This window comes from Pontibacter deserti (assembly GCF_023630255.1).
GTDB classification, from domain to species: Bacteria; Bacteroidota; Bacteroidia; order Cytophagales; family Hymenobacteraceae; genus Pontibacter; species Pontibacter deserti.
The window spans coordinates 2180831-2204800 of the sequence record NZ_JALPRS010000001.1 but is presented as its reverse complement, the minus strand read 5'-3'; the positions used below and the strand labels follow the sequence as shown (position 1 = coordinate 2204800).

Annotated in this window: 28 protein-coding genes; 17 read left to right on the top strand and 11 right to left on the bottom strand. The window is 44.9% G+C overall.

The features are described 5' to 3' along the window. Positions 1-6 precede the first annotated feature (6 nt). Positions 7-861 (bottom strand): hypothetical protein, encoded by an 855-nt coding sequence (locus MJ612_RS09620; RefSeq protein WP_187033269.1) that lies wholly within the window; start codon positions 859-861, stop codon positions 7-9. A 102-nt stretch (positions 862-963) separates the two neighbouring features. Here MJ612_RS09620 and MJ612_RS09615 point away from each other — a divergent pair, with 102 nt between their 5' ends. Then, entirely contained in the window at positions 964-1365 is a 402-nt protein-coding gene (locus MJ612_RS09615) for a VOC family protein (protein ID WP_187033268.1), read from the top strand. Between the two features lie 123 nt (positions 1366-1488). Here the strand turns inward: MJ612_RS09615 and MJ612_RS09610 are convergent, their stop codons facing one another. From MJ612_RS09610 to cdd, 3 genes are all read right to left on the bottom strand, one after another. Then, entirely contained in the window at positions 1489-2319 is an 831-nt protein-coding gene (locus MJ612_RS09610; RefSeq protein WP_187033267.1) for a hypothetical protein, read from the bottom strand. A gap of 258 nt (positions 2320-2577) precedes the next feature. Beyond that, positions 2578-3225, bottom strand: a complete 648-nt coding sequence (locus tag MJ612_RS09605; protein ID WP_187033266.1) for an alpha/beta hydrolase — start codon at positions 3223-3225, stop codon at positions 2578-2580. Positions 3226-3282: 57 nt separating this feature from the next. Further along, the gene (gene cdd / locus MJ612_RS09600; RefSeq protein WP_187033265.1) at positions 3283-3768 is read right to left on the bottom strand and encodes a cytidine deaminase; all 486 of its coding nucleotides are present in this window, start codon (positions 3766-3768) and stop codon (positions 3283-3285) included. A 130-nt stretch (positions 3769-3898) separates the two neighbouring features. Between cdd and MJ612_RS09595 the strand changes: the two genes are divergently transcribed. Then, the gene (locus MJ612_RS09595) at positions 3899-5239 is read left to right on the top strand and encodes a saccharopine dehydrogenase family protein (RefSeq protein WP_187033264.1); all 1341 of its coding nucleotides are present in this window, start codon (positions 3899-3901) and stop codon (positions 5237-5239) included. A 259-nt stretch (positions 5240-5498) separates the two neighbouring features. Here the strand turns inward: MJ612_RS09595 and MJ612_RS09590 are convergent, their stop codons facing one another. The 6 genes from MJ612_RS09590 to aroQ form a co-directional block, all read right to left on the bottom strand. Then, positions 5499-6215 carry a tRNA1(Val) (adenine(37)-N6)-methyltransferase gene (locus tag MJ612_RS09590; RefSeq protein WP_187033263.1) on the bottom strand — a complete coding sequence of 239 codons (717 nt, stop codon included), beginning with the start codon at positions 6213-6215 and terminating at the stop codon, positions 5499-5501. Positions 6216-6221: 6 nt separating this feature from the next. Next, complete coding sequence (locus tag MJ612_RS09585; protein WP_187033262.1) at positions 6222-6578, bottom strand: helix-turn-helix domain-containing protein; 357 nt, start codon at positions 6576-6578, stop codon at positions 6222-6224. Between the two features lie 26 nt (positions 6579-6604). Further along, the gene (gene rnhA, locus MJ612_RS09580; RefSeq protein WP_187033261.1) at positions 6605-7069 is read right to left on the bottom strand and encodes a ribonuclease HI; all 465 of its coding nucleotides are present in this window, start codon (positions 7067-7069) and stop codon (positions 6605-6607) included. 105 nt (positions 7070-7174) lie between these two features. After that, the gene (locus MJ612_RS09575; RefSeq protein ID WP_187033545.1) at positions 7175-7741 is read right to left on the bottom strand and encodes a MarC family protein; all 567 of its coding nucleotides are present in this window, start codon (positions 7739-7741) and stop codon (positions 7175-7177) included. A gap of 43 nt (positions 7742-7784) precedes the next feature. After that, on the bottom strand, positions 7785-8849 hold the full coding sequence (locus MJ612_RS09570; protein ID WP_394802022.1) for an aminotransferase class V-fold PLP-dependent enzyme: 1065 nt from the start codon (positions 8847-8849) through the stop codon (positions 7785-7787). An 82-nt stretch (positions 8850-8931) separates the two neighbouring features. After that, entirely contained in the window at positions 8932-9384 is a 453-nt protein-coding gene (gene aroQ, locus MJ612_RS09565) for a type II 3-dehydroquinate dehydratase (RefSeq protein WP_187033260.1), read from the bottom strand. Positions 9385-9703: 319 nt separating this feature from the next. On the opposite strand from aroQ, the gene xerD reads away from it, so the two are divergent. The 8 genes from xerD (at position 9704) to MJ612_RS09525 (ending at position 18297) form a co-directional block, all read left to right on the top strand. Beyond that, positions 9704-10603 carry a site-specific tyrosine recombinase XerD gene (gene xerD / locus MJ612_RS09560; RefSeq protein WP_187033259.1) on the top strand — a complete coding sequence of 300 codons (900 nt, stop codon included), beginning with the start codon at positions 9704-9706 and terminating at the stop codon, positions 10601-10603. A 200-nt stretch (positions 10604-10803) separates the two neighbouring features. Then, positions 10804-11043, top strand: coding sequence for a hypothetical protein (locus MJ612_RS09555; protein ID WP_250419112.1), 240 nt, complete (start codon positions 10804-10806; stop codon positions 11041-11043). Positions 11044-11174: 131 nt separating this feature from the next. Beyond that, positions 11175-12155, top strand: a complete 981-nt coding sequence (locus MJ612_RS09550) for a YjgN family protein (protein ID WP_187033258.1) — start codon at positions 11175-11177, stop codon at positions 12153-12155. Positions 12156-12160: 5 nt separating this feature from the next. After that, positions 12161-13225, top strand: a complete 1065-nt coding sequence (locus tag MJ612_RS09545) for a M48 family metallopeptidase (protein ID WP_187033257.1) — start codon at positions 12161-12163, stop codon at positions 13223-13225. A gap of 41 nt (positions 13226-13266) precedes the next feature. Beyond that, on the top strand, positions 13267-13794 hold the full coding sequence (locus MJ612_RS09540) for a TlpA family protein disulfide reductase (protein WP_187033256.1): 528 nt from the start codon (positions 13267-13269) through the stop codon (positions 13792-13794). Between the two features lie 100 nt (positions 13795-13894). Further along, positions 13895-14926 carry a quinone-dependent dihydroorotate dehydrogenase gene (locus MJ612_RS09535; RefSeq protein WP_187033255.1) on the top strand — a complete coding sequence of 344 codons (1032 nt, stop codon included), beginning with the start codon at positions 13895-13897 and terminating at the stop codon, positions 14924-14926. A 78-nt stretch (positions 14927-15004) separates the two neighbouring features. Then, positions 15005-17626: an FtsK/SpoIIIE family DNA translocase gene (locus MJ612_RS09530; protein WP_187033254.1), complete on the top strand. Its 2622-nt coding sequence runs from the start codon at positions 15005-15007 to the stop codon at positions 17624-17626. Between the two features lie 23 nt (positions 17627-17649). After that, on the top strand, positions 17650-18297 hold the full coding sequence (locus MJ612_RS09525; protein WP_187033253.1) for a LolA family protein: 648 nt from the start codon (positions 17650-17652) through the stop codon (positions 18295-18297). A gap of 109 nt (positions 18298-18406) precedes the next feature. Here MJ612_RS09525 and MJ612_RS09520 read toward each other — a convergent pair whose 3' ends face one another. Continuing rightward, the gene (locus MJ612_RS09520) at positions 18407-18829 is read right to left on the bottom strand and encodes a hypothetical protein (RefSeq protein ID WP_187033252.1); all 423 of its coding nucleotides are present in this window, start codon (positions 18827-18829) and stop codon (positions 18407-18409) included. Between the two features lie 181 nt (positions 18830-19010). Between MJ612_RS09520 and pyrF the strand changes: the two genes are divergently transcribed. The 7 genes from pyrF (at position 19011) to MJ612_RS09485 (ending at position 23916) form a co-directional block, all read left to right on the top strand. Next, the gene (gene pyrF, locus MJ612_RS09515) at positions 19011-19841 is read left to right on the top strand and encodes an orotidine-5'-phosphate decarboxylase (RefSeq protein WP_187033251.1); all 831 of its coding nucleotides are present in this window, start codon (positions 19011-19013) and stop codon (positions 19839-19841) included. An 87-nt stretch (positions 19842-19928) separates the two neighbouring features. After that, entirely contained in the window at positions 19929-20288 is a 360-nt protein-coding gene (locus MJ612_RS09510; RefSeq protein ID WP_187033250.1) for a hypothetical protein, read from the top strand. 90 nt (positions 20289-20378) lie between these two features. Continuing rightward, positions 20379-20831, top strand: coding sequence for a GNAT family N-acetyltransferase (locus MJ612_RS09505; RefSeq protein WP_187033249.1), 453 nt, complete (start codon positions 20379-20381; stop codon positions 20829-20831). A gap of 13 nt (positions 20832-20844) precedes the next feature. Then, complete coding sequence (locus tag MJ612_RS09500) at positions 20845-21315, top strand: YehS family protein (protein WP_187033248.1); 471 nt, start codon at positions 20845-20847, stop codon at positions 21313-21315. Positions 21316-21475: 160 nt separating this feature from the next. Then, positions 21476-22378 (top strand): DUF5996 family protein, encoded by a 903-nt coding sequence (locus MJ612_RS09495; RefSeq protein WP_187033247.1) that lies wholly within the window; start codon positions 21476-21478, stop codon positions 22376-22378. 106 nt (positions 22379-22484) lie between these two features. After that, positions 22485-23309, top strand: a complete 825-nt coding sequence (locus tag MJ612_RS09490) for a carboxypeptidase-like regulatory domain-containing protein (protein WP_187033246.1) — start codon at positions 22485-22487, stop codon at positions 23307-23309. 256 nt (positions 23310-23565) lie between these two features. After that, positions 23566-23916: a hypothetical protein gene (locus MJ612_RS09485; protein ID WP_187033245.1), complete on the top strand. Its 351-nt coding sequence runs from the start codon at positions 23566-23568 to the stop codon at positions 23914-23916. The last annotated feature ends 54 nt before the right edge of the window (positions 23917-23970 follow it).

Sequence of the window (23970 nt, the reverse complement as noted above, 5' to 3'; positions counted from 1 at the left end):
TAGTGCTTACAAAGTATACCTGAAAAGGCTGCCGCCTTCGCTGGTAAGTATAAGCGTCTGGTTGTCTTTAAATGTGATTCCTTCGGTTTGTCCGGCACCAGTAATGCTTATCTCTCTGGCCTTGCCTTTAAAGAATTTATCCGGCGATGCTACATTCTGAAACAGGTGAATTCTTTCTTCGCTTAACAAGGCTACCATACTTGCATCAGGACTGACAGTAGCACCGGTAACAGCTTCTTTCATTTTTACTACACCAATTTTCCGTGCTTTTTGTTTCCCGGGTTTATCTGTTAGCTGGTATACTTTGGCTTCGTCGCTGCCATTTCGGTCTTTTGTAACCAGGTATAAATTACCATTATTCCAGAAAAGGGCTTCGCAATCAAAACTATTCTTATCTTTTTTAGAGGTTTTGCCTTTCTGATCTTCGTAGGTAAAGCGGATAGCTTCAGGCTTTTTTAGATTACTGAAGCTCACTTTATAGATAGCAAAATCGTTGCGTTTATTGTCGTTGTTGCCGGTGTCGCTGATGTATAAATTGTCATTATTGTCACGGGCCAGGTCTTCCCAGTCTACGTTGGGCAACTTCATTTTATGAGTTTTTACCAGTTTGCCTTTCCCGTTTATCTCATACAGATAAGGCTGGTTACCTGCATCGTTGTGTGTAATATAATTACCGTCACCGGGCATCACTTCTATACCTGAGCTTTCCTGCACATCGTGGGGCAGCTGGGCTAATGTTTCAAACTTATCAGTGGCAACTTCAGATGTTGTAGCTTCCGGAAAAATATTATCTCGTAAAAAGTAAAAGGCAATAGCCAGTACAGATAAGAAAACAATAAAAATCTTAATCATAAGCTTCATAGCATTTGTGGAGTATAAAAGGTGCTGATACCCTCCCTTAACGTACCATCAGGAGATACGTTTGCTATATAGAAATATGAGAATGACCTTTTTTGAAGAGCAATGGATAGCATTAAAATAAAAGAAACCTGCCTTTACGTAACCGACCTTGCACAGACCAAAGCCTTTTACAACGGGCTACTGAAGTTTAAAGTGATAGGGGAGGTGCCTGGGCGACACATATTTTTCAGGGTAGGGAGCTCTGTATTATTGTGTTTCATAGCAGCTGTATCGCGGAAGCCCGGCAGTCTGCCACCACACTTCGGGAGCGGACAATTACACCTGGCCTTTGAGGTTAGTAAAGAGCAGTATCACAAAACTAAAGCAGAAGTTGAACAGAATGGTATACAACTGGAACAGGAGTATGACTGGGGCGGCGGCTTTTTATCGTTTTACTTCCGGGACCCTGACCTACACTTGCTGGAAGTGGTGATGGAAGGCATGTGGGAGAGGGGTAAGGAATAAACTATAAAACAAGAACCTCGATTCACATAATCGAGGTTCTTGACTCAGATAAAATAAAATACCCTCCAAAGTATAAACTGAGTTGCCTATACTTCGAAGGGTATCAACAGAATAGATTAGTTGTTATCTGTTGCTGTTATGCCAAACCAGATCGGTAAGTATAATAGAGTAGGTTCCGTCGGTGTTGTGGCTGATGGTGTAAGATTCAGGATAATAACCCGGATCTTCGTAAGAAAGCAGTGATGGTACAGGTATAGTTTCGGATTCGCCCACAGCTAAGCCTAGTAAGTACTCCAGGGTTATCATAGGTTCTAAGAAAGTAACTTTATCCTGGTCAGAACCATAGATGAACGTTCTGGAAAAACCTGCAGGAGAAAATTCAGGAGATCTGAAATCGACCCAATGCACGCCCATATGCGGTACAGCTAAAGGTTCCGGGCCGAAAGTATAAAATGCTGGAAATACAGTTCCTGCTAAAGACCAGGCTTCAGGATCAGGGCCACCTTCTATCTGCATGATCTGTCCTTCGGTCTGCAGGAAAAAATGGAAGTCGAAGTGTGGCAACGTATAAACTCCTTCAGGTTCGTGGCCCATTGGGTTCCAGCCAACTGCAACAGTTTTGAAACCAGTTGCGTGCGCCTGACCTGGCAGTTTCAATGTCGTTTCAAACAGGTCGTAAGCCTCCAGGTTGTTCAAAGCTTCTTCGGTAAGTTCTATACCTAATGCAGTTGGTTTGCCTTGCAGCGTCTCTACCCATACCCTGGCAGTACCTTCTCCAACCTCAGTCGCAGGGCCATAAAAGATCTTTGTTTCGGCTCCATGTGCTTTTTGCAGATTAGCAGTAGAAGCAGATGGTGCTATATCCTGGTTACTATCGCACCCGGCTAAAGCTGCTACAAAAATTAACGACATCATTTGCACCAGTTTCTGGCTGTGCATCCATAGTTTTTTCATAAGATGTTTTTTAGATTGTTAAATGGATTTCGAGTCGCAAAACAGGGTTGCCAATGCGAACTATAGGTAGAGAGCAAGTTGATGCAAATATAAATATGTAAATAAAATATTTAAATATTTATACTAACTAAAAATGTATGTTTACCCAATTTATATGTAAAGCATATAATATAGGGAGCAGCTACTATAGCCAATAAGGCTAAGAAACAGGAAGAAAGGGAAGCTTCTGAAGTTTAAGGAATAAAGACAGACGAGCGATCAGAGCGTTTTGTCTACCAGTAGAAGAGTCTCACTATGTAAAGTATGGCCGCCTTCAAAAGTATAAACCTGGGGTTGTATGCCTAGTTCGTTCATGAGTTGCTGCTTCTTCTTCAGGGATTCCGAGGTTATAAATTCATCTTGGGTACCATAAACTATAACTACGGGCAGGTGCTCAAACGCAGCTTTGCCGCTGCTAAAATCAATGTCCTCGGGGAAGGAGGCGGCCCAGAGTATAAGCCGGTGCACAGGTGCAGCACCGGAGGCCAGCCAGCGACTAACCGTAGCACCACCCTGCGAAAAGCCAAGTATAGTTACCCGCACGCTGGCAGGTAATTGCTGAAGTTGGGTCTGTAACAGCAGGTTCAAATAAGTAGCCTGGTCTTCAATTTCAGCAAGTCGATCTTCCTTGGTCATCCAGGTGGCACCCACTCTCCCCGAAAAGCCGTCCAGGTAAAACCGCGACAAAGCTTCCGGGGCAACTATAAGGGTGCGACCATTATCCAGTGGGGCAAAATGACGAAGAAAATAACGCGCCAGCTGCCCATACCCGTGACAAACGATCCAAAGATCAGTGATTTGCTCTGATGCTGTGCCTAAAGTATAGTACCGGGCGGTGCGCTGTGTTAGCAGGTGTTGTTCGGTCATGAAAAAGGGATGACTATAAAGCTGCTTTAAGGCAGTACCAACGCTTAATCTTCTTGTCTATAAGTGCTCTGGAGTAAACTGGAAAGGCAACAGGTCAGCTACGGATTTAAAACGATAGAATTTACCATCAGCGGCTTGCAACAACACCGGAATCGGCTCCTTTTGCTTGAACTCGTACTCTGCCATTACCTGGCGGCAGGCCCCACAGGGCATAGCCGGTAAAAACTCCTGCTCATGACGGCGGCGGGCAGTAACAGCCAGTAATTTAATTTTTGCGTTAGGGTAGTGGGCACTTAAGCCAAACAAGGCCGTACGTTCTGCACACAAGCCAGATGGGTAAGCTGCATTTTCCTGGTTGCTGCCTTTAAACATGGTGCCGTCTTCCAGTACCAGGGCTGCGCCAACCAGAAAATTAGAATAAGGGGCATAAGCATCGGCGGCGGCCTGTTGTGCCAGTTCCATGGCCTTCAGTTCCTGCTCACTTAGTTCAGCAGCCGACTCCAGCACGTCAATGTTTATGTTAATGGTCAGTTTAGTTGCCATTCAGGTTCGTATCAATACAAAAATTAGAAAAGGGCTATAAATTTAGCGCTATATTCCTGAAAAGCAATGAAAGCTTTCGCTTATTGTCCTTAATCCTTATCTTGAAAACAGATTCAGACTTGCACTACCTATGAAAAATATACTGCTGCTTGGCGCCGGCCGTTCCGCTTCCTCACTCATCGCTTATCTTTTACAGCATGCTCCTACAGAAAGCTGGCACATTAGAATAGGTGATATCGTGGTAAACCACCTGCACCCTATCGTTGATGAGCTATCGTTTGCCGAAGCAATTGTGTTTGATGTGCACGATGATGCGCAACGCGAAGCAGAGGTAAAGCAGGCAGACCTGGTAATATCGCTATTGCCGGCTATGTTTCATATTGAGGTAGCGAAGGAGTGTCTGAAGCAGGAAAAGCACCTGATCACGGCATCATATGTTACACCTGCTTTTTTAGAACTGCATACCCAAGCACAGCAAAAGAACCTGACTATACTTATGGAGTCTGGACTAGACCCGGGTATAGACCATATGTCGGCAATGGCAGCAATTAATCACATTCAGGCTAAAGGCGGCAAGCTTACTTCTTTTAAATCTTATACCGGTGGCCTTGTAGCACCTGAGTCTGACACCAACCCCTGGAACTATAAGTTTACATGGAACCCACGCAATGTAGTATTAGCCGGGCAGGGTACCGCCAAGTATATAAAAGATGGTGGGTACAAGTACATTCCGTATCACCAGCTTTTCCGCCGCACCGATGAGATTTATGTGGAAGGATACGGTTACTTTGAGGGCTATGCCAATCGCGACTCGCTTAGTTACCGCGAACCATACAACCTGCTCGATATACCAACCATGCTACGTGGCACTTTGCGCAAACCCGGTTACTGTGCTGCCTGGGATGCTTTTGTGCAACTAGGCCTTACCGACGATAGCTATACTTTAGAGGACTCGGAGAACATGACCTACCGCAGCTACCTGGAAGCTTTTCTGCCGCCTGCCTATAACGGCGAAAGTATAGAAAAAAGGGTGGCTGCTTATTTAAATATAGACGAACAAAGTGTTGTGCTTCAGAAATTAGCCTGGCTGGATCTGTTTACTGAGAAGCCTGTAGAACTTGCAGGTGCCACTCCGGCGCAGGTATTGGAAAAGATACTGAAAGAGAAATGGCAGCTGGCTCCCGGCGATAAGGATATGATCGTGATGCAGCATTTGTTTGAATACGAACTGGCAGGGGAAAAGCACGAACTTACCTCTTCGTTGGTAGTGAAAGGTGACGATGAAGTGCACACCGCCATGGCAAAAACTGTAGGCTTGCCGGTTGCTATACTTGCCAAATTGCTGCTGCAGGGCAAAATCACCCACCGAGGAGTAGTTATTCCAATTCATCCGGAGCTATACGAGCCGGTGCTGGAAGAACTGAAAGCCTATGGAATTAATTTTGTAGAGCGGGAAACCGTTCTGACTTAACTATAATATTTTTATGGCGCGAGCGTCCTCTCTTGTGTCGAATTATAGTTGGACCTCCGGCCAATCTTGTATTAAATTCACTCTAGTTACCCTCGAAGCCCTCGCTCGCCTCTGGGGAGTATAAGTTATTTGGTGGTGTCTCGCCACGTTTATCTACTAATCTAAAGTATAGCTAAAATTTAAACTAAAGCGGCCAGAGTCCGCTGGTAGCTCACACTCGCCAGAGGCGAGCGAGGGCGAGACGCTCGCGCTATTAAAACTATAAATGCAGGTAATAGTGGCGTAGCAACTCAGTAAATTCAGAAGTATAGGTTACTTTATCAGCTTCGCGGATGTGGAGTTGGTTTATAGTTGGGGAGGGCTGTTCTACAAAAGTGTAAGTTTGGATGTGGCGGATGCACTGCCCGTTGATGTAAGTGAAGACCTCTGTTGTTCCGGCTAAGTATAGCTGGTGATCGGTTGCCAGTTCTGCAAAGTGTCTGGCCTCGGGGGGAGGAAGTAAAATGTATAGTTTCCCTTCAGGAGTTAGATGCTTTTGTGCAAAGGCCAGGATGTCTTCAAAAAAAAGATCGCCGGTGTGTTTGGCGCTGTCTTTAGCTGCATTGCCCGATTTAAGCGAGGCCAGAAAAAAGGGAGGATTTGAAAGTATAACGTCGTAGTACTGCTGGTTATACTTGGCAAATTCCTGCAAACTTACCGGGTGCAGTTGTAGTCTATCCTGCCAAGGGCTGAGGGCAAAGTTTTCAGCGGCCTGTGTGGCTGCCTCCGTATTAATCTCCACTGCATCTATACTTGCCTCCGACCGTTGCGCCACCATCAGCGAAAGCAAACCTGTACCAGTACCAATATCCAGGATGCGCTTTGCCTGCCGCACATCTACCATTGCCCCAAACAAACACGAGTCGGTGCAAACCTTCATGGCGCAATTACCCTGCTCTACCCGAAACTGCTTGAACTGGAAATAGGAATTTGCCATTTAGGCTTATTTATTTTTTAATGCTTCAACAAGCTGCTTATACAATTCTATTTCTTTTTTCAGTCCATCAATTTCTACTAATGCTAAAGCCAAACGTTGTTCACATTCAGAATGTTTATGTGGCGACGTATCATTGATGGTGATAATTTGAGTAGTTGTCTCATCTTCTAAACCGAACAATAACCAGTTCAAGCTTACATTGAGAATAGATGAAATTACAATAGCATTGGCTCTTGTTACATCGCTAGTCCCTTTTTCTATATTGGAAATTTGAGATTTACTCACTCCAATAGCTGCGCCAAGTTGCTCTCCACTCATTTTGGCAGCTTTCCGCGCAGTTCTAATTCTTTCACCTATTGTCATATAGACAAGAATAGTAAAAATATATATTACTTGGAATTAAACATACCCGATTCAAAGCCTTCGTCGGCAGGCAGGTTAGGCGAGAGGGCAGCGGCAACGGCTAATTCGTCGCAGCGTTCGTTTTCGGGGTGGCCGGCGTGGCCGCGTACCCATACAAATTTAACATTGTGCTTAGCGTAAATGCGCAAAAAACGAGCCCACAGGTCACCATTGGCTTTACCGGCAAAGCCTTTTTTCTGCCAGCCAAACACCCAGCGCTTTTCAACAGCATCCACTACATACTTAGAGTCGGAGTAAATGGTAATAGGTATGCCTGGTTTGGTAATTGCTTCCAGCCCCACGATCACGGCCAGCAACTCCATGCGGTTGTTGGTGGTTTTGCGGAAGCCGGCAGACAGCTCTTTCACGTGCGGGCCCCAGCGAAGTATAACACCATAGCCGCCTGGCCCCGGGTTCCCTCGCGAAGCACCGTCTGTAAATATTTCGATCATTTATATGATTTGTAGATTTGAGAATTTGAAGATTTGAAAATGATAAATAATATGTGGTGAGTCATTTCCACATCTTCACATCTCCATATTTTCAAATTATAAGGATTAAATCGGCAGGTTGCTCTTGAATAACTTGATAGCGATTGCTAGAAGTATAACCCCGAATACTTTACGTAGTACGTCAGCGCCTGCTTTGCCAAGCTTTTGCTCTATCCAGCCGGAGCCTTTTAGTACCACATACACGAACAGCAGGTTAAGTATAATACCCACCAGAATGTTAGGTACCGAATAAGCGGCACGCAGCGATAGGAGGGTGGTCATGGTGCCGGCACCAACTATAAGCGGAAAAGCCAGCGGAACTATAGAGCCACTTTTAATTTCAGGATCGGTATGGAAAAAGTCTTTGCCGAGCAGCATCTCCAGACCAATCAGGAAAATGATGATAGCACCCGCCATAGCGAACGACTCAAAATCAATTCCGAAAAGTTTGAGGATTCCATCACCCACAAACAGGAATGCGATCATCAGGATGCCGGAAATGATGGTTGCCTTCTCAGATTGAATGACACCTTCGCGCTGACGCAGTTTAATAATGATCGGTATAGAGCCCAGAATATCGATGATCGCAAAAAGGATCAGCGTAACTGATATGATTTCCTTGAAGTTAAAAATATCCATGTGCGCTTATACTTGATTTTGGCGCAAAGGTATAAGTTTAGCTGTAATAGTGCAGGAAAAAGCGTTTAAGTTCTTCGTATTCTTCGTCAAGTATAGCCGGGAAGTTAGCCACCCTGAACGTATTGCGCAGCCATGGACCATAGCCATTGCCCAGCCTGATGTTGTGATGCAGAGCACGTTTCTTAATATCGTCTACCAATCGTTCGCTGGCTTGCAGGGCAATAACAGTCTTAGAACGAACTTCTTCATTTTCTACCAGCAACTGTATGTCCTGGAACTGGCTAAAGAACTCGTACAGGCCTGCCGATCTGTCAATCAGATCCTGTTCTAAACCTTTAATAAACGGTCGGTCTTCCAGCACACGCCGCAGCAGGTAAATGTTAAGCACGTTAGGTGTATGGGTGGTCTGGTAGTTCAGCATTTTTTCGTACATGCTCACCAAGCTGTTGTAATGTCCGCGCTCGGCCATCTGCTTTGCCCTGAAAATAGCACGTGGCGAACATGCCAGTACACCAAGGCCAGCCGGTAATCCAAAACATTTCTGCACGGATGCAAACCAGATATCAGCCTTAATTATTTTAAGGTTAAGTCCAGCCATAGAGGAAGTAGCATCTACGGCAATCAGGGTATCGCGGTAGCGGTTGTGCAGGTTAAGTATAGTTGTGGATGATACCTGCGTACCATTCGATGTTTCGTTCTGTGTAAAACAGATAAGCTCGGTATCAGAACTGATAGTAAGTTGCTCCACCGGCATTGGTTCGTTCAGGTCAAAGGCATGCCCCTCTGATTTCGGACGAAGTTTCTTGGCATACTCCAGCCACTTCTCCCCGAAAGAGCCGTTATAAATATGGTAGCTTTTATGTTTTGTAAGGCTCTGGATCAGTATTTCCCAACATTCGGTTGCCGATGAGGTGAAGAATACATAATAATCTTCCGGTATGTTTAGTTTTCTCCTTACAAGGCCAACCGTAGCTCTCGAAAGCTGTACAAACTGCTCTCCGCGGTGCGGTGCACCCAATATTCCTTCGTCGTACGCATCTGTCATGTAGGTGCGCACTTCGGGGTATACTTTGGATGGGCCTGGGTAAAAATTGAGCATCATTCGGGAAAATAAAGAAAATATAGTATTAATCCTATAGTCTCTATGTGAAAACTTAAATTCGCTACACTAACGGCATTACTTCTTATTTATTAGAGCCAAAGCCTATTTGTTTTGGTTTTAACCGCTCAAAGTATTGCAGCGCCAGCCTGTAGCTCTCTAATCCGAAACCCACTATACTTCCGGCGCAATAAGGCGCAATCATGCTTTTATGACGGAAAGCCTCACGGGCGTAAATGTTAGAGATGTGCACCTCTACAACCGGTGTTTCGATGGCTTTAACGGCATCTGAAATAGCAACCGAAGTATGCGTATACGCACCGCCGTTGAACACGATTCCTTTATAACTGAATCCAACTTCGTGTAGCTTATCGATCAGGGTGCCTTCGGTGTTGCTCTGGAAGTAGGAAAGCTCCAGCGCCGGAAAAGTTTCCTTCAGTTCTTCGAAATAATCTTCAAAAGAACGGGAGCCATAAACTGCTTTTTCACGGATGCCCAGCAAATTCAGGTTAGGGCCATTCAGGATCAGTATTTTCATAGAGTTTGCGTGTAGCTGGTTTTCCGCATAAAACGGATGCTGCAAAGGTAAGGAATAACTATATTTGCCATACTTTAAATTGTTATAATTGTTGAATTGTTGAGAGGAGTCAAACCACCCCTGCCCCTCCTTGTCTAAGGAGGGGAGTTTTGCTTCTCTTTCTTTATTATTTATAGTTAGTGTTTTAGGTGTAAAGACATTTAACTATAGAACCTGTAGTTAATAATTGGTAACTACAGGCTCCCCTCCTTAGACAAGGAGGGGTAGGGGTGGTTGGACAACTCCTAAACTTTCTAACTTGTAAACTTTCTAACTCCGCATGACCTGGAATATCACTGTAAAGCAATTTGAGCAATACCTGCGCCTGGAGAAATCGTTGTCGGGTAACTCCGTGGAAGCCTACCTGCGCGATGTGCGTAAGCTGACAGATTTCTTGGAACTGAAAGGATTACAGGTTGCACCAGAAAACATAACGCCGGCTATACTTCGCGATTTCCTGGAATGGGTAAACGAACTGGGCATGACGGTGCACTCTCAGGCACGAACACTTTCCGGTATCAGGGCTTATTACAAGTTCCTGATCATGGAAGATATGATGACCACCGATCCTACCGAAACCATAGAAGCCCCTAAACTGGATCGCAAACTGCCCGATACGCTGAATTTTCATGAGATCGAGCAACTGCTGGCAGCCATAGACCTGTCTACGCCCGAAGGTACCCGTAATCGTGCCATGCTCGAAACACTTTATAGTTCTGGTCTGCGTGTCTCGGAGTTGCTGGATCTGAAACTGAGCAACCTGTACGAAGATATGGGCTTTTTAAAAGTGGCCGGTAAAGGCGACAAGGAAAGATTAGTGCCTATCGGTCGCGATGCTTTGAAGCATATCCAGTTATACCGCGAGGGTGTGCGCTGCCATCTCAAGATCAAAAAAGGGCATGAGGATTTTGTGTTCCTGAACCGTCGAGGTGCCAAGCTTACTCGGGTTATGGTATTCACGATCATTAAAGACCTGGCCGCCAAAGCCGGAATACAGAAACAGGTAAGCCCGCACACGTTCCGTCACTCGTTTGCTACGCACTTAATAGAAGGCGGCGCCGACCTGCGTGCCGTGCAGGAAATGCTGGGCCACGAATCCATCACCACCACCGAGATATATACTCACTTAGACAGAGATTACCTGAAACAGGTGATCAAGGATTTTCATCCGAGGAGTTAGGTTGTTTCAAACTTTAAGAACTGAAAAATTAGTCTTTGAAGCCAATGAAAGTCCTTGGTCAATTCGGGTATCTTGGGTGGAATACTGCGGTGTTACTACTATTAGACTATCACTTTTTTTTTGTAACACTAAATAGGAAAGCTTCGATCAAATATTATATCTCCCGTGAATTACCAATTTTCACAGACCCCGTAGATGGCTTGACTCTTGAAAACTTTGAGAACTTTCTAAAAGAACATACCTATAAGAAAGTTAGCTATGGCTCTGATTGTGGAATATTACTCAAACATTCTAGTTGGCAAAACAAAGTGTATGTAACTATAGCCGGTAAGACGCATAAACTATACATCTGGCAGCGTCATACAACTAAAGTATACCAGGAGTGGCTGCAGGAAGCATTTGGCGAAAAGTTTATAGTTGAAGGTACTTATAGAGATTAAATTCTAACCAAAAACTCCCTCCCGCATTTGGTAATATAGCTTGTGTTATATATATTTAGAAGAGGATAATCTGTATGATTTAAAGATGCAGGCTATACTTACTAATCTATCAACCAACCTAAACAAACCTTATGCACGAAACTTCTACTCTAAAACAGGAAACAACTGTTACCAATCCAACCCTGGCTTTTAAAGGACAGGGCTCTGAGCTTTTCAGCATCCAGATCGTGAACATAGCGCTTATGCTGGTAACGCTGGGCTTATACTACCCATGGGCGAAAGCTAAAAACCTACAGTACATTTACCGCAAAACCGAACTGGCTGGCAGCCCTTTTACCTTTCATGGTACTGGTAAAGAAATGTTTATTGGCTTTATTAAGGGCCTGGGCATATTTGCTGTGCTGATTGGCGTGTTCATGTATGGTTATATGCATGGCGATAACGGCGTTAAATTCTTATGCTTCGCAGCTTATTTTATTGGTATACTGGCTCTTATACCGCTGGCTATACATGGCATGATGCGATACCGCACGTCGCGCACCAGCTGGCGTGGCATACATATGGGCTACCGTGGCACGCTGGGCAACATGTATAAAGTGTACTTTACAGGTTTCTTCCTAAGCGTAATAACATTGGGTATTTATGGCTTCTGGTTCGAAACAAACCTGCGCAAAGAGATACTGGGCAACACCCGTTTCGGAAATGCAAAGTTCCGCTTTATCGGCGATGGCAGCGACCTGTTGTTGGTGCACATCAAAGGCTATTTCCTGACGGTAATAACTTTTGGTATTTATGGCTTCTGGTACATGAAAGACCTGATACACTTCTATATCAATAACATTTTAATTGAGCAGGATGGCAAGTATAGCCGCCTCGATTCGTCGCTGACGGGTGGGCAGTATTTTAAACTGGCTGTTGGTAACCTGCTGATCATGATATTTACACTTGGTCTTGGTTACGCCTGGGTAGTTACCCGAACAATGGCTGCGATCTTTAACAACTGCGAAATACTTGGAGAATTCAATCCGGATGCGCTGGCGCAGACCGAAGAAGACTATAAAAATGCTACCTTTGAAGACATGGCCGACATGTTGGACATTGGATTAGTATAGCAATTATGTTTGAAGGAAAATATTATAACGGGCGTACCTCTAAAGGTATGCCCGCTTTCATTACACTCGAGCCCACTTACATCCGTGTTGCCTGGCAGGCCGGCGAAGAAAGCGGCACTGAGATCTGGCAACTGTCTGAAATACATAAATCAGAATTTAATGATGCAACTACCCTACTAGAGTACGGCGATTTTCCGAGGCAAAGTATAGCTGTGTTTGAGCAGGGCTTTAGAGAGGCGCTGGAGCAGAAGTATAGCGACGCCAAATTCCTGAGATCAAAGTATAATGCCTTTCAGAAAACAGGTATAAAAGGCTTGCTGGTAGGTGGACTAAGCTTGCTGACATTGGCTATAGTGCTGTTTGTGTGGGGAGTACCGGCACTGGCCGAAAAAGCCGCAGCACATTTTCCGTTAGCGTATGAGCGGGCTATGGGAGAGCAGTTGCACGAGCAGTTGATGTTGGGTCAAACGATAGATTCCGCTAAAACTGCTGCATTACGTGAGTATCTGGCAGCGCTGGATGTGAAATCTGATTTTCCGATAACAGTTACGGTAGTAAAAGATGATGCAGTAAATGCCTTTGCCGTACCGGGCGGGTTTGTAGTGGTGCATGATGCCATATTGGATAAGATGAAGCATCACGAAGAACTGGCTGGCTTGCTGGGCCACGAGATAGGCCACGTGCAGATGCGCCACTCTACCAAAGCCTTAGCCCGCAGTTTATCTTATTATATGCTGTTGTCTATACTTTTTGGTGATGTAAGTGGCATTGCAGCCGTGATAGTAGATAATGCTTCTACCCTGAATAACCTGGAATACAGCCGCAGTGCCGAATCAGATTCTGACAAAGCTGGTCTGGAACTCCTGAAGCAAAACAAACTGAACCCCAAAGGTATGGTGTGGCTGATGGAGCGACTACAGTCAGATGATCCTGAGTTCCTGAAATTTATCAGCACACACCCCAGCACCAACGACCGCATCAAAGAAATAGAAATCCAGATAAAAGAGACAAAGTATAAACCTGAGCCAAACCACGAGTTGGAAGCAGACTGGGCAAAGCTGAAGAAGTAATCAGACATTCCGGCCAGTAACAAGCCTGAAATACTACTAACATGAAAATACTCCTTGCTATTTTAGGGTTTGCCTTAGCCTTCTCCGTTCAGGCACAGGAAACTGATAAATTTAACGGAACACCTGCTATACCCTTTTCTGCTCAGGACATTGCTGGAGAAACATACGCTTCTGAAGCTTTAAAAGGAAAAGTGATAGTACTGAATCTGTGGGCTACATTTTGTAAACCCTGTATTTTAGAAATGCCTGAACTAAACAAATTAAAGAAGGAGTTTGCAGGTAAGGAGGTCGTATTTATATCCATGTCTCCGGAAGACAAAGCTACCCTTCGGAAGTTTTTTAAAAAGAATCAGTTTGATTTCGCGGTGTTACCCTCCAGCGGAAATTATATGATGAACTTTGGTAACTCATTACCTCAGACTATTCTTATAGATAAGGCAGGTATAATAAGAGAGGTTAGTACTGGGACGCTGCCTGTAGAAGTAAGGAAGGATTCAGAGGGAACAGATATGTATAACTTTAACAGCTCAAAAATTAAAAGCAAGTTAAATGCTCTGCTGGCAGAATAATAGATAACAACCTGCCCAATTTTCTAACATCCAAACTTTCTAAATTTCTAACTGCAATCCCTATCTTTGTTGGCAGCAAGTATAACCTTAAGCTACCGCCGTGTATAAAAGCCTGCTTCGTCCGCTACTCTTCAAACTCGACCCTGAGAAAGTTCATTACCTGACCACTGATGCCCTGCAAACTGTTTACAAACTGCCGTTTGCGAAAAGTATAAGCAACAGCATGTTTCAGGTGCAGAGCCCGAAGCTGGAGCGCGAATTATTTGGGCTGAAGTTTCCGAACCCGGTAGGTCTGGCGGCCGGTTTTGACAAGGATGCGAAGCTGATTGACGAACTAGCGAACCTGGGATTTGGTTTTATCGAGATCGGGACGCTGACACCAAAAGGACAGGAAGGTAACCCTAAGCCGCGCTTGTTCCGCCTGCCTGAGGACCAGGCTATTATTAATCGCATGGGTTTTAACAACGAAGGCGTAGATGCTGCTGTTGCTCGTTTGAGAACCCGCAAGAGCAACATTATAGTTGGCGGCAACATCGGCAAAAACAAAGTAACGCCCAACGAAGAAGCTCTGAACGATTACCTGTATTGCTTTAAGGCGCTATATGATGTGGTGGATTACTTTGTGGTAAACGTAAGTTCGCCAAACACCCCGGACCTGCGTGCTTTGCAGGAAAAAGAACCGCTGCAGCAACTGTTGCTGGCATTACAGGAGCAGAACAGCAAAATGCCAAAACCAAAACCGCTGCTGCTTAAAATAGCCCCGGACCTCAACGAGCCCCAGCTTAACGACATCATCGAAATAGCCCAGGAAGCGAAACTCAGCGGTATTATTGCTACCAATACAACTATAAACCGCAACGGACTGCACACGGCAACACAAAAAGTACAGAACATAGGAGCTGGTGGCCTGAGCGGAAAACCGTTAACCAAACACTCAACAGAGATTATCCGGTACCTGCGCCAGCATTTGCCACAAAGTATAAAAATCATTGGCGTAGGCGGAATTATGACCGCTGATGATGCTATTGAGAAATTGGACGCAGGCGCTGACCTGGTGCAACTGTACACTGGCTTCATTTACGAAGGCCCTTCACTCATCACCCAGATAAACAAGAAACTGCTGACCAGATAAATTTTTCAACGGCCTGCTATTTGCTCTTCGCATTCCATCCAAAAAATGTAAATTTGGAATTCTAATTAGTCGAAGGGTATGGCAAAGAACACGTACAGAAACGAACCGCTGAACGGGAGAAGGGCAACGAATGAATTTAGGGGACGAAATGAGCCGCGTACTGCAGCTAATACACCCAGAAGTCAGGCGCAACCGAAGGAGAAATCCGGAAGATCATTTAAATTCTCTTTCCCGAGCATCAAATTTCCGAGCTTTAAAATAAGCTTCCTGCAAGACAGGCGGATAAAGCTGTTTTTCGGCTTTTTCTTTCTGCTGCTTTCGTTCTGCATGGTCATTGCGTTCGTATCGTATATTTTTACCGGCCCTGCCGACCAGAGTGTAGTTGAATCGGTAGATGGAACCGGTTTGAAAGAAAGCGGACAGGAAGCAGAAAACTGGCTGGGCCTGTTTGGCGCGTGGTTATCTCATATCTTTATTTACAAGTGGCTGGGCGTTGGGGCCTTCTTTGCTATCCCGATTGTGTTTTTTACCGGAGCCCGCATTGTTTTCCGACGTGTCACCATTTCACTGTCGTATGTACTGGGGCTGTGCAGCTTTAGCATGTTATGGCTGAGCTTAACGCTGGGCTATATAGTACATATTGCCGGTATTGTAGAAGATTTCGGCTTTTTAGGTGGCGGCATCGGTATTGAAACTGCTATCTGGATGTCGTCGCTGATCGGGTGGGGATCAGGTTTAGTGCTGGGTTTCTTGTTCCTGATATTCCTCGTGTTCTTCTTCGATATCACCAGCCTTACCTGGGGTAAAGCATCAGATGAGGCCAATGAAGAGGTGCAGCCGGAAACCAGAGCAGCTTCCTCGATAGGAGAAATATTGCATGGTACACCGCGCAACATCAACCATAACGCTGATCCTACTGCTTCGCTTGAGTTTGATGAAGAAGAGGAAGAAGAATTTTTTGATGAAGACGAAGAAGATGCCATAAACCAGGCTTTGGAAATGGAATTGCGTTCTATACCGCCTCTTGCGCCTAAACCTGCTGCACCTGCCCTGGAACTGGACATAGAAGACGAAAGTCTTTTTGAAGAAGATGAGGCGGAAGCCGAATTTGATACTGCCGAAGGCGAAGATGAACTGAACCTGGACCTGCAGATTGAAGATATCCCGGTAGAAGAAACCGGCGACGCGATAGAGAACTATGACCCTACTCTTGATCTTGCCCGCTACCAGTACCCAACTATAGACCTGCTCAACGATTATGGTGCCAGCAAAGTATCGGTTACCAAAGAAGAGTTGGAAGCCAACAAGGACAAGATCGTAGAGACACTGGCCAACTATAACATTGGTATTGCCAGCATTAAAGCTACTATCGGCCCGACTGTAACATTATATGAGATTGTGCCGGATGCCGGTGTGCGTATCTCCAAGATCAAGAACCTGGAAGACGACATTGCCCTGAGCTTAGCTGCACTTGGTATCCGTATCATTGCGCCGATTCCGGGTAAGGGAACGATAGGTATAGAAGTGCCGAATACCAAGAAAGAAATGGTGTCGATCAAATCTATACTTTCTACGGAGAAGTTTTTGAAGAGCGAAATGGACCTGCCGATTGCTTTCGGTAAAACCATCACCAACGAAGTTTTCATTACCGACTTAGCCAAAATGCCGCACTTGCTGATGGCAGGTGCTACCGGTCAGGGTAAATCAGTTGGTCTGAATATTATACTTACCTCTTTGCTTTACAAGCGTCATCCATCGCAGCTTAAGTTTGTACTTGTTGACCCGAAGAAGGTGGAGTTGTCGCTGTTCAATAAGATTGAGCGCCACTTCTTAGCCAAACTTCCTGATACTGAAGAAGCCATTATTACCGATACTAAAAAGGTAGTGAATACGCTGAACTCGCTGTGTATGGAGATGGATATGCGCTACGACCTGCTGAAAGATGCCGGCTGCCGTAACCTGAAAGAGTATAACCGCAAGTTTGTGGAGCGCCGCCTGAATCCGAAAAAAGGCCACCGCTTTATGCCATACATTGTGTTGGTTATAGATGAGTTGGCTGATTTGATGATGACTGCCGGTAAAGAAGTGGAAACACCGATTGCACGTCTGGCCCAGCTGGCACGAGCTATTGGTATACACTTAGTTGTGGCTACGCAGCGTCCGTCGGTAAACGTAATTACGGGTATCATCAAGGCTAACTTCCCGGCGCGTATCTCCTTTAAAGTTACTTCTAAGATCGACTCCAGAACTATCCTGGATGCCGGTGGTGCTGATCAGCTGATCGGTCAGGGTGACATGCTGTTCTCCATCGGTTCGGACATAATTCGTATACAATGTGCCTTTGTGGACACTCCTGAGGTAGACAAGATATGCGATTTTATTGGCGGACAGCAAGGCTACAGCGATGCGTATTTATTGCCAGAGTTTGTGGGTGATGACAGCGGTGCCGAGAAGACCGATTTCGATCCAAGCTCTAAAGATCCATTGTTTGAAGAAGCAGCCCGCATTATAGTACAGCACCAGCAGGGAAGTACCTCGTTGTTGCAGCGCCGCCTGAAGCTGGGTTACAACCGCGCAGGCCGTTTGATAGACCAGCTGGAGGCTGCCGGAATAGTTGGTCCGTTTGAGGGAAGCAAGGCCCGCGAAGTTTTAGTAACCGACGAATACAGTTTGGAACAGTTATTGAATACGTTGGGTTAAGCTAATAATTAGAACCTTTTGAAATGAAACGAATATTCGCCCTACTGTTTGCCATGGTACTGTTTATAAACCTGGCAAGTGCACAGCAAGACCCACAGGCTACTAAAATACTGAATGCTATGAGCGCTAAGTATAAAACGATGAAGGCATTTAAAGCAACCTTTTCCCAAACTATGGAAAGCTCATCTGCTAAGTCGAAAGAAACCGTGGAAGGTAACATACTGGTGAGCGGCCCGAAGTATAGATTGGCTGTAAGTGGTCAGGAAGTCATCAGCGATGGAAAACTAATGTGGACTTACCTGAAAGATGTGAATGAAGTAACGATCACAGAGTCAGACCCGGAAGCAGAAGCTATGTCGCCAAGCAAGATTTTTGACATGTATAAGAAAGGCTACAAGTATGCGTATACGGGCCCTGAGAAAGGTGCTGATGGTGTGACCTATGATGTGATCGAGATGGCTCCGCAGGACCGTAATAACCCGATCTTTAAAGTGCGCCTTTACATTAACCAGAAAGATAAATCATTAAAGAGCTGGAAGATGTTCCGCAACAACGGTAACCGCTATACTTATACCATCAAGAATTTCCAGGCTAACCCGACTCTGGCTGCTGATACCTTTAGCTTTAACAAAGCCAGGTATAAAGGTGTAAGCGTAGTAGACTTGCGTTAAGTATAAAAGATAACAATAAAAAAGGCTGCCTTACCGGGCAGCCTTTTTTATTTATAGATGAATTCTAACAGTTGCGATTATCTCGGAGACTTTACAAACAAGTTTCTGGCTATTGACCGATTGTAGCTACATCACCCACTACTATAGTTTTGGTAATATATTCGTCGGGCTGGTAGTAGAACTGCAAAGTATAAGTGCCTTTTACAGTTGGTTTAAATTCAAAGGTCTGCTGTCGGGTTGGCAGGTCCTGTGTACAGATGGTGTTTCGGTATTTAGCGTAAACTTTTATTATCTGCTCGGTACCTGAGCCCTCAACTTCAAAACTACCAAAATAACCACAACCACTGTTTACAACAAAGTATACTTCTATGGGGGTTACTACGCCAACTGCAGCGTTTGTAGGAGCATCAACCTTTACAATAGGTGCCGGAAATTTTTCTAAGGCAGCAAAAGGATTTACTTCATCTTCTTTTTGTGAGCAACCCATAAGCAGAGTTACCAATAAAGTGCAGGCAAAGAAAAGTCTGGTCATTGTGTTATGGTTAGGTTTATACTTTATAAGAGTCTGAAATGCAGGCAATGGTTGCAAGCTATACTCAAATATTTGAAATAAGAGATGTTTAAGATGATATGAAAGTATAAACCTGGAAAAGTCTTTTAGCAGTGCAGGTAAAAATGTAGCTTTGTTATACCTGACAAAACCCACCCAAGCCATGACAAGAGAAAAACTGTTTGAGCAGATCCTGCAAAAAAAATCATACCTGTGTGTCGGCCTTGACACCGACCCCAAAAAACTACCAGAACACCTGCTGGACTTTGAAGACCCGGTATTTGAGTTTAACCGCCAGATAGTTGATGCAACTGCCGATCTGTGCGTGGCCTACAAACCAAACATTGCTTTTTATGAAGCGCAGGGGCCGAAAGGGTGGGTGAGCCTGGAGAAAACGATAAATTACATACCTCAGGAGATTTTTACCATAGCCGACGCCAAACGTGGAGACATTGGCAACACCTCCGAACTATATGCCCGCGCTTTTTTTGAGACCATGAATTTTGACTCCGTTACCGTGGCGCCTTACATGGGTTCTGATTCGGTGAAGCCGTTCCTGGTGCAGGGGGGCAAGTGGGTTATACTTTTAGCTTTGACCTCTAACCCAGGTAGCCAGGATTTCCAGATGCTTCGCCTTGCTGATGGCAGCGAAGAATACCTGTGGGAGCAGGTGCTGCGCGAAAGCTCTACCTGGGGCACAGCCGGCCAGTTAATGTATGTAGTTGGTGCCACGCAAGCCGAGTATGTGCAGCGTGTTCGTGCTATAGTTCCAGACCATTTCCTGCTGGTGCCGGGAGTTGGTGCGCAGGGTGGTAGCCTCGAAGAGATCTCACGTTTAGGCATGAACCAGCGTTGCGGCCTGTTGGTCAATTCTTCCCGCGCTATTATCTACGCCTCATCTGGCCGCGACTTCGCCGAAAAAGCTCGCGAAGCAGCCCAGGAAGTACAACGCGAAATGGAGCAATACCTGGAGCAGTACGTGCAGCATTTGTAGATTTTTTCGGTAAGTGTAAAAATCGATTTTTTGTTATGTTAAATGTATAAGTTTCTCTATAAATACCTTTTTATAGCCTCCTACTCAATGAGCAAGAAGGACATCCCTGAATGGAATGCTGCTATTATGTTGGCAGGGAATATTACGTTAAGCTTAATAATGGTTATAAATCTGTTTAGCTGGGATGATATTATAAACATGCAAATAGAAAAGCAAAGATTAGATTTTGGTTTAGCTGAACTGGTAGTGGCTCTATTGTTAAGTTTGTTTTTACTGAATTGTTTTTTGTTTATAAAAGGAGGGAAGTATAAACAATATATTATAGAATTTGAAGGGCAAAGTAAAGCTGATCGGCGTTTAAGTAAATATTTGGGAGTAATCTTATATTTTGGAGGTTATATTTTTCCAATCACTTACATCATTCTAAATGTTGAGATAATCGAATAGGACAATGCATTTAAGGAGTTTTTACGCATCTATTTGGAATTTTGCGTTCATTGAGACCAAATATCTAAATCAATTCTACATAAACCATTAATGCTAACCCTAACCCGCACCACATCCCATAACCCCAATTTCCGGAACCTTATAGTTTTACTGGACCAGAACCTGAAAGAGAACGATGGCGACGACCATGCCTTTTTTGCGCAGTTCAATAAGGTGGATAGTATAAACGAAGTGATTGTTGCTTACAAAGATGGCGTGGCGGCTGGCTGTGGCGCTATAAAACCCTACACCGAAAGTATAGCCGAAGTAAAGCGCATGTTTGTGCACCCGGATTATAGAAGGCAAAGTATAGCCAGGCAGGTGCTGACTGCTTTAGAAGAATGGGCAAAAGAGTTAAACTATACTTCCACCATTTTAGAGACTGGTAATAAACAAACAGAAGCCATTGCACTTTACAAGAACAGCGGCTATACCATAATCCCGAACTATGGGCAATATGCAGGCGTGGAAAGCAGCGTGTGCATGCAAAAAGAACTGATCTAACGTATTACAATACATGAATAACAACGACATACTGCGCCGCCTGCGCTATACTTTCGATATCAGCGATAATAAAATGATAGAGCTATTTGCAGAAGGTGGCAAAGAAGTAACCCGGGCCGAGATAAGCGACTGGATGAAGAAGGAAGATGACCCGGAGTTTCAGAAACTGAACGACCTGGAGTTGGCAACTTTCCTGAATGGCTTTATAAACGACAGGCGCGGCAAAAAAGAAGGCGAACAGCCAAAACCGGAGAAAAGCCTGAATAACAATATCATCCTGCGTAAGCTTAAAATAGCCCTTAACCTGAAAGACGAAGACATCCTGGATATCCTGGAGCAGATAAAATTCCGGTTAAGTAAATCGGAACTCAGTGCCTTTTTCCGTAAACCCGACCACCAGCATTATCGCCCGCTAAAAGACCAGATCCTGCGAAATTTCCTGCTGGGGTTACAACAGAAGTATAGACAGGAGTCGGGGAAATAGACAAAGACGCTCCGAGGTATGGATAACAATCCGAAGTCTGGCAACCACCGGCCTCCGAGTGTACGGAGGACCTAGGAGCGTCTTGATAATGAACAGCTGAAAGCCCTCACTTTAAGCAACTTCTATCGTTAATCTATACTATACCATACACGATAGAACTATGAAAACCGGCTGGCCTGAACTTAATTACCACACATCGAAAGATACGCTCGAAACCCTCCACCTCTGGACGCAGATCATCGGTAAAATAAAACTGCAGATGCAGCCCTGGGTTAATCACTCGTGGCACGTTACACTCTCAGTTTCTCCAACAGGGCTAACTACAGGCGATCTCTCACATCAAGGTGTTCATTTTCAGGTAGATCTGAACCTGGTGCAACATCAGTTAAGTATAAAAACCAATGCCGGACAAAAGCGCTCCTTTGCTTTATTTAATATGCCGGTAGCGGAGTTTTACAAAAAAGTGATGCATGCACTGGCAGATTTAGGCATAGATGTGCATATCTATAAGGTGCCTTGCGAACTGGAAAATCCGATACCGTTTGATGAAGACCAGACCCATAAAACCTATGATCCTGCACAGGCAACAGCTCTGCACCAGGCCTTGCTGAAGGCGCAGGAAGTGTTACAGCAGTTTCGGGCAAAATTCAGGGGTAAATGTAGTCCGGTACATTTTTTCTGGGGAAGTTTTGATCTGGCAGTATCACGTTTTTCGGGGAGAACAGCACCCAAGCACCCAGGCGGTGTGCCTAATTTACCTGATTGGGTAGCGCAGGAAGCTTACTCGCATGAGGTGTATAGTTGCGGTTTCTGGCCAGGAAGCGAAGCATTACCGGAAGCAGCTTTTTATGCTTACATCTACCCAGAGCCCGATGGGTATAGAGCTGCTGAAATCGAACCTGCAGAAGCATACTTTCATGAAACGTTAGGAGAGTTTATACTTCCGTATGAAGCTGTACGAAAAGCAGATGACCCTGAAGCTGTATTACTGAGCTTCCTGGAGAGTAGTTACGAAGCCGCCGCCAACCTGGCAAAATGGGACAGACAGGCACTGGAGTGTTAAGCTGATACAGTTTTAAGCACAGGTGTAGCAATATTTTAAATATTCAGATTATACTATACTTTATACTTGGGAGTTGCGTTTAGCAAATACTAAATGCAAATAATCCATGACCAAACTTATACTTGTCGCCACGTTTATATTTCTATCATTTACTGCTTTTAGCCAGGCTGTCGTGTTAAAAGGCACCGTGCTTTCCGGAAAAGAGGCAATACCTTATGTAAATATTGGCATTAAGCAGAAAGGGATTGGCACAGCCGCTACAGCAGAAGGAAAATTTACACTGCAACTTGCTGAAGCTTATTTAAATGATACGCTGACATTTTCGGCAGTAGGTTATCAGGAGCTCTCAGTGCCGGTTAAAACTATAGTCGAGAAGAACCTGTCGGAATTTACTCTAACTGAGAAAACAACCAGCCTGCGCGAAGTGGTGGTAACTAACCGTAAGCCGAAGATTAAAAAGTTTGGTATCACCTTCCGTAATCCGTTTGTGCATGGCACTTCCCAAGCCCGCGACCCTAACGACATTTCTGAACTTGCCAAGTTGATCAAACTGAATAAAAAGCCCTCGGATATTCTTTCTGTTTCTCTATACCTGCGAAGCGACAAAATAGCGTCTGCCAACATGCGGATAAACTTTTACGAGAACGCAAATGGCGACCCGGGGGAACGTATGGTTGAGGAAAGTATAATCAAGCGCCTGCCACTAAATAAAGGTTGGGTAACAATAGATCTGGAAGACTATAACATTACAGTTGATAAAGATTTCTTTATTGCCTTTGAGTACCTGCCAGACCCTAGACATAAGGGAGAATTTATGTTTACGTATGGTGGAGATCTAGGCGGAAGCCACCATACCCGTAAAGCTAGCTTAGGCAAGTGGGAAAAAGGTATAGGTGCGCAGCTGGCGGCTTATGTAACCGTAAGGCAGTAGTCACATATTACAAACTCAACTATAGCTCCCTGAAAACTCAAGCTATACTTTTATCGCTGCTAGCTATATTTATAGTTGGCCTGCAGCCGGCTATGGCACAACAGCAAAGACCTGTGGTGCATCTGTCTGGGGTTGTAGTTAATGCTGATAGCGCTGCAGGCCTACCCGGAATTGCCGTTTATGTGACGGCTCAAAGCGTGGTACGGTATCAAAACAGGATGGCTTTTTTACACTACTAGTCCTTCCCGGCGATAGCGTGGTTTTTCAGGCGCTGGGCTTTGAGAAGCAGTACATCATCATTCCTGAAACTAACACTTCTGAGAAGTTTACAACCAGCGTTCCCCTGAAACAAACAGCCAAACAATTACCCGAGGTACAGGTAATGCCCTGGGCTACACTACAGGATTTCAAAGTGGCTGTACGGAACCTGGAGCTGCCGGAAGAATCAACGCTTACCCCTGATCTGGGACCTCTGCCAGCTAAGTATAAATCTATTTTTGAAGGACCTGTGATGGATGCCACCGACAATGTAAAGCAAGGGTTTAAGCATCATCAGCAACAACAGCAGCAACGTTACCTGGTGCCCACTACTATCCGTATTTTTTAATTTCTGCTGATTTGCGCTTATCTTAGAAGTCTGCTCTGCTACGGGCTGGCTTTA

Excerpts from the sequence above, each read along its gene's own strand:
- MJ612_RS09620 (WP_187033269.1), bottom strand. The coding sequence starts at position 861 with ATGAAGCTTATGATTAAGATTTTTATTGTTTTCTTATCTGTACTGGCT.
- MJ612_RS09615 (WP_187033268.1), top strand. The coding sequence starts at position 964 with ATGGATAGCATTAAAATAAAAGAAACCTGCCTTTACGTAACCGACCTT.
- MJ612_RS09610 (WP_187033267.1), bottom strand. The coding sequence starts at position 2,319 with ATGAAAAAACTATGGATGCACAGCCAGAAACTGGTGCAAATGATGTCG.
- MJ612_RS09605 (WP_187033266.1), bottom strand. The coding sequence starts at position 3,225 with ATGACCGAACAACACCTGCTAACACAGCGCACCGCCCGGTACTATACT.
- cdd (WP_187033265.1), bottom strand. The coding sequence starts at position 3,768 with ATGGCAACTAAACTGACCATTAACATAAACATTGACGTGCTGGAGTCG.
- MJ612_RS09595 (WP_187033264.1), top strand. The coding sequence starts at position 3,899 with ATGAAAAATATACTGCTGCTTGGCGCCGGCCGTTCCGCTTCCTCACTC.
- MJ612_RS09590 (WP_187033263.1), bottom strand. The coding sequence starts at position 6,215 with ATGGCAAATTCCTATTTCCAGTTCAAGCAGTTTCGGGTAGAGCAGGGT.
- MJ612_RS09585 (WP_187033262.1), bottom strand. The coding sequence starts at position 6,578 with ATGACAATAGGTGAAAGAATTAGAACTGCGCGGAAAGCTGCCAAAATG.
- rnhA (WP_187033261.1), bottom strand. The coding sequence starts at position 7,069 with ATGATCGAAATATTTACAGACGGTGCTTCGCGAGGGAACCCGGGGCCA.
- MJ612_RS09570 (WP_394802022.1), bottom strand. The coding sequence starts at position 8,849 with ATGATGCTCAATTTTTACCCAGGCCCATCCAAAGTATACCCCGAAGTG.
- aroQ (WP_187033260.1), bottom strand. The coding sequence starts at position 9,384 with ATGAAAATACTGATCCTGAATGGCCCTAACCTGAATTTGCTGGGCATC.
- xerD (WP_187033259.1), top strand. The coding sequence starts at position 9,704 with ATGACCTGGAATATCACTGTAAAGCAATTTGAGCAATACCTGCGCCTG.
- MJ612_RS09550 (WP_187033258.1), top strand. The coding sequence starts at position 11,175 with ATGCACGAAACTTCTACTCTAAAACAGGAAACAACTGTTACCAATCCA.
- MJ612_RS09545 (WP_187033257.1), top strand. The coding sequence starts at position 12,161 with ATGTTTGAAGGAAAATATTATAACGGGCGTACCTCTAAAGGTATGCCC.
- MJ612_RS09540 (WP_187033256.1), top strand. The coding sequence starts at position 13,267 with ATGAAAATACTCCTTGCTATTTTAGGGTTTGCCTTAGCCTTCTCCGTT.
- MJ612_RS09530 (WP_187033254.1), top strand. The coding sequence starts at position 15,005 with ATGGCAAAGAACACGTACAGAAACGAACCGCTGAACGGGAGAAGGGCA.
- MJ612_RS09525 (WP_187033253.1), top strand. The coding sequence starts at position 17,650 with ATGAAACGAATATTCGCCCTACTGTTTGCCATGGTACTGTTTATAAAC.
- MJ612_RS09520 (WP_187033252.1), bottom strand. The coding sequence starts at position 18,829 with ATGACCAGACTTTTCTTTGCCTGCACTTTATTGGTAACTCTGCTTATG.
- pyrF (WP_187033251.1), top strand. The coding sequence starts at position 19,011 with ATGACAAGAGAAAAACTGTTTGAGCAGATCCTGCAAAAAAAATCATAC.
- MJ612_RS09510 (WP_187033250.1), top strand. The coding sequence starts at position 19,929 with ATGAGCAAGAAGGACATCCCTGAATGGAATGCTGCTATTATGTTGGCA.
- MJ612_RS09505 (WP_187033249.1), top strand. The coding sequence starts at position 20,379 with ATGCTAACCCTAACCCGCACCACATCCCATAACCCCAATTTCCGGAAC.
- MJ612_RS09500 (WP_187033248.1), top strand. The coding sequence starts at position 20,845 with ATGAATAACAACGACATACTGCGCCGCCTGCGCTATACTTTCGATATC.
- MJ612_RS09495 (WP_187033247.1), top strand. The coding sequence starts at position 21,476 with ATGAAAACCGGCTGGCCTGAACTTAATTACCACACATCGAAAGATACG.
- MJ612_RS09490 (WP_187033246.1), top strand. The coding sequence starts at position 22,485 with ATGACCAAACTTATACTTGTCGCCACGTTTATATTTCTATCATTTACT.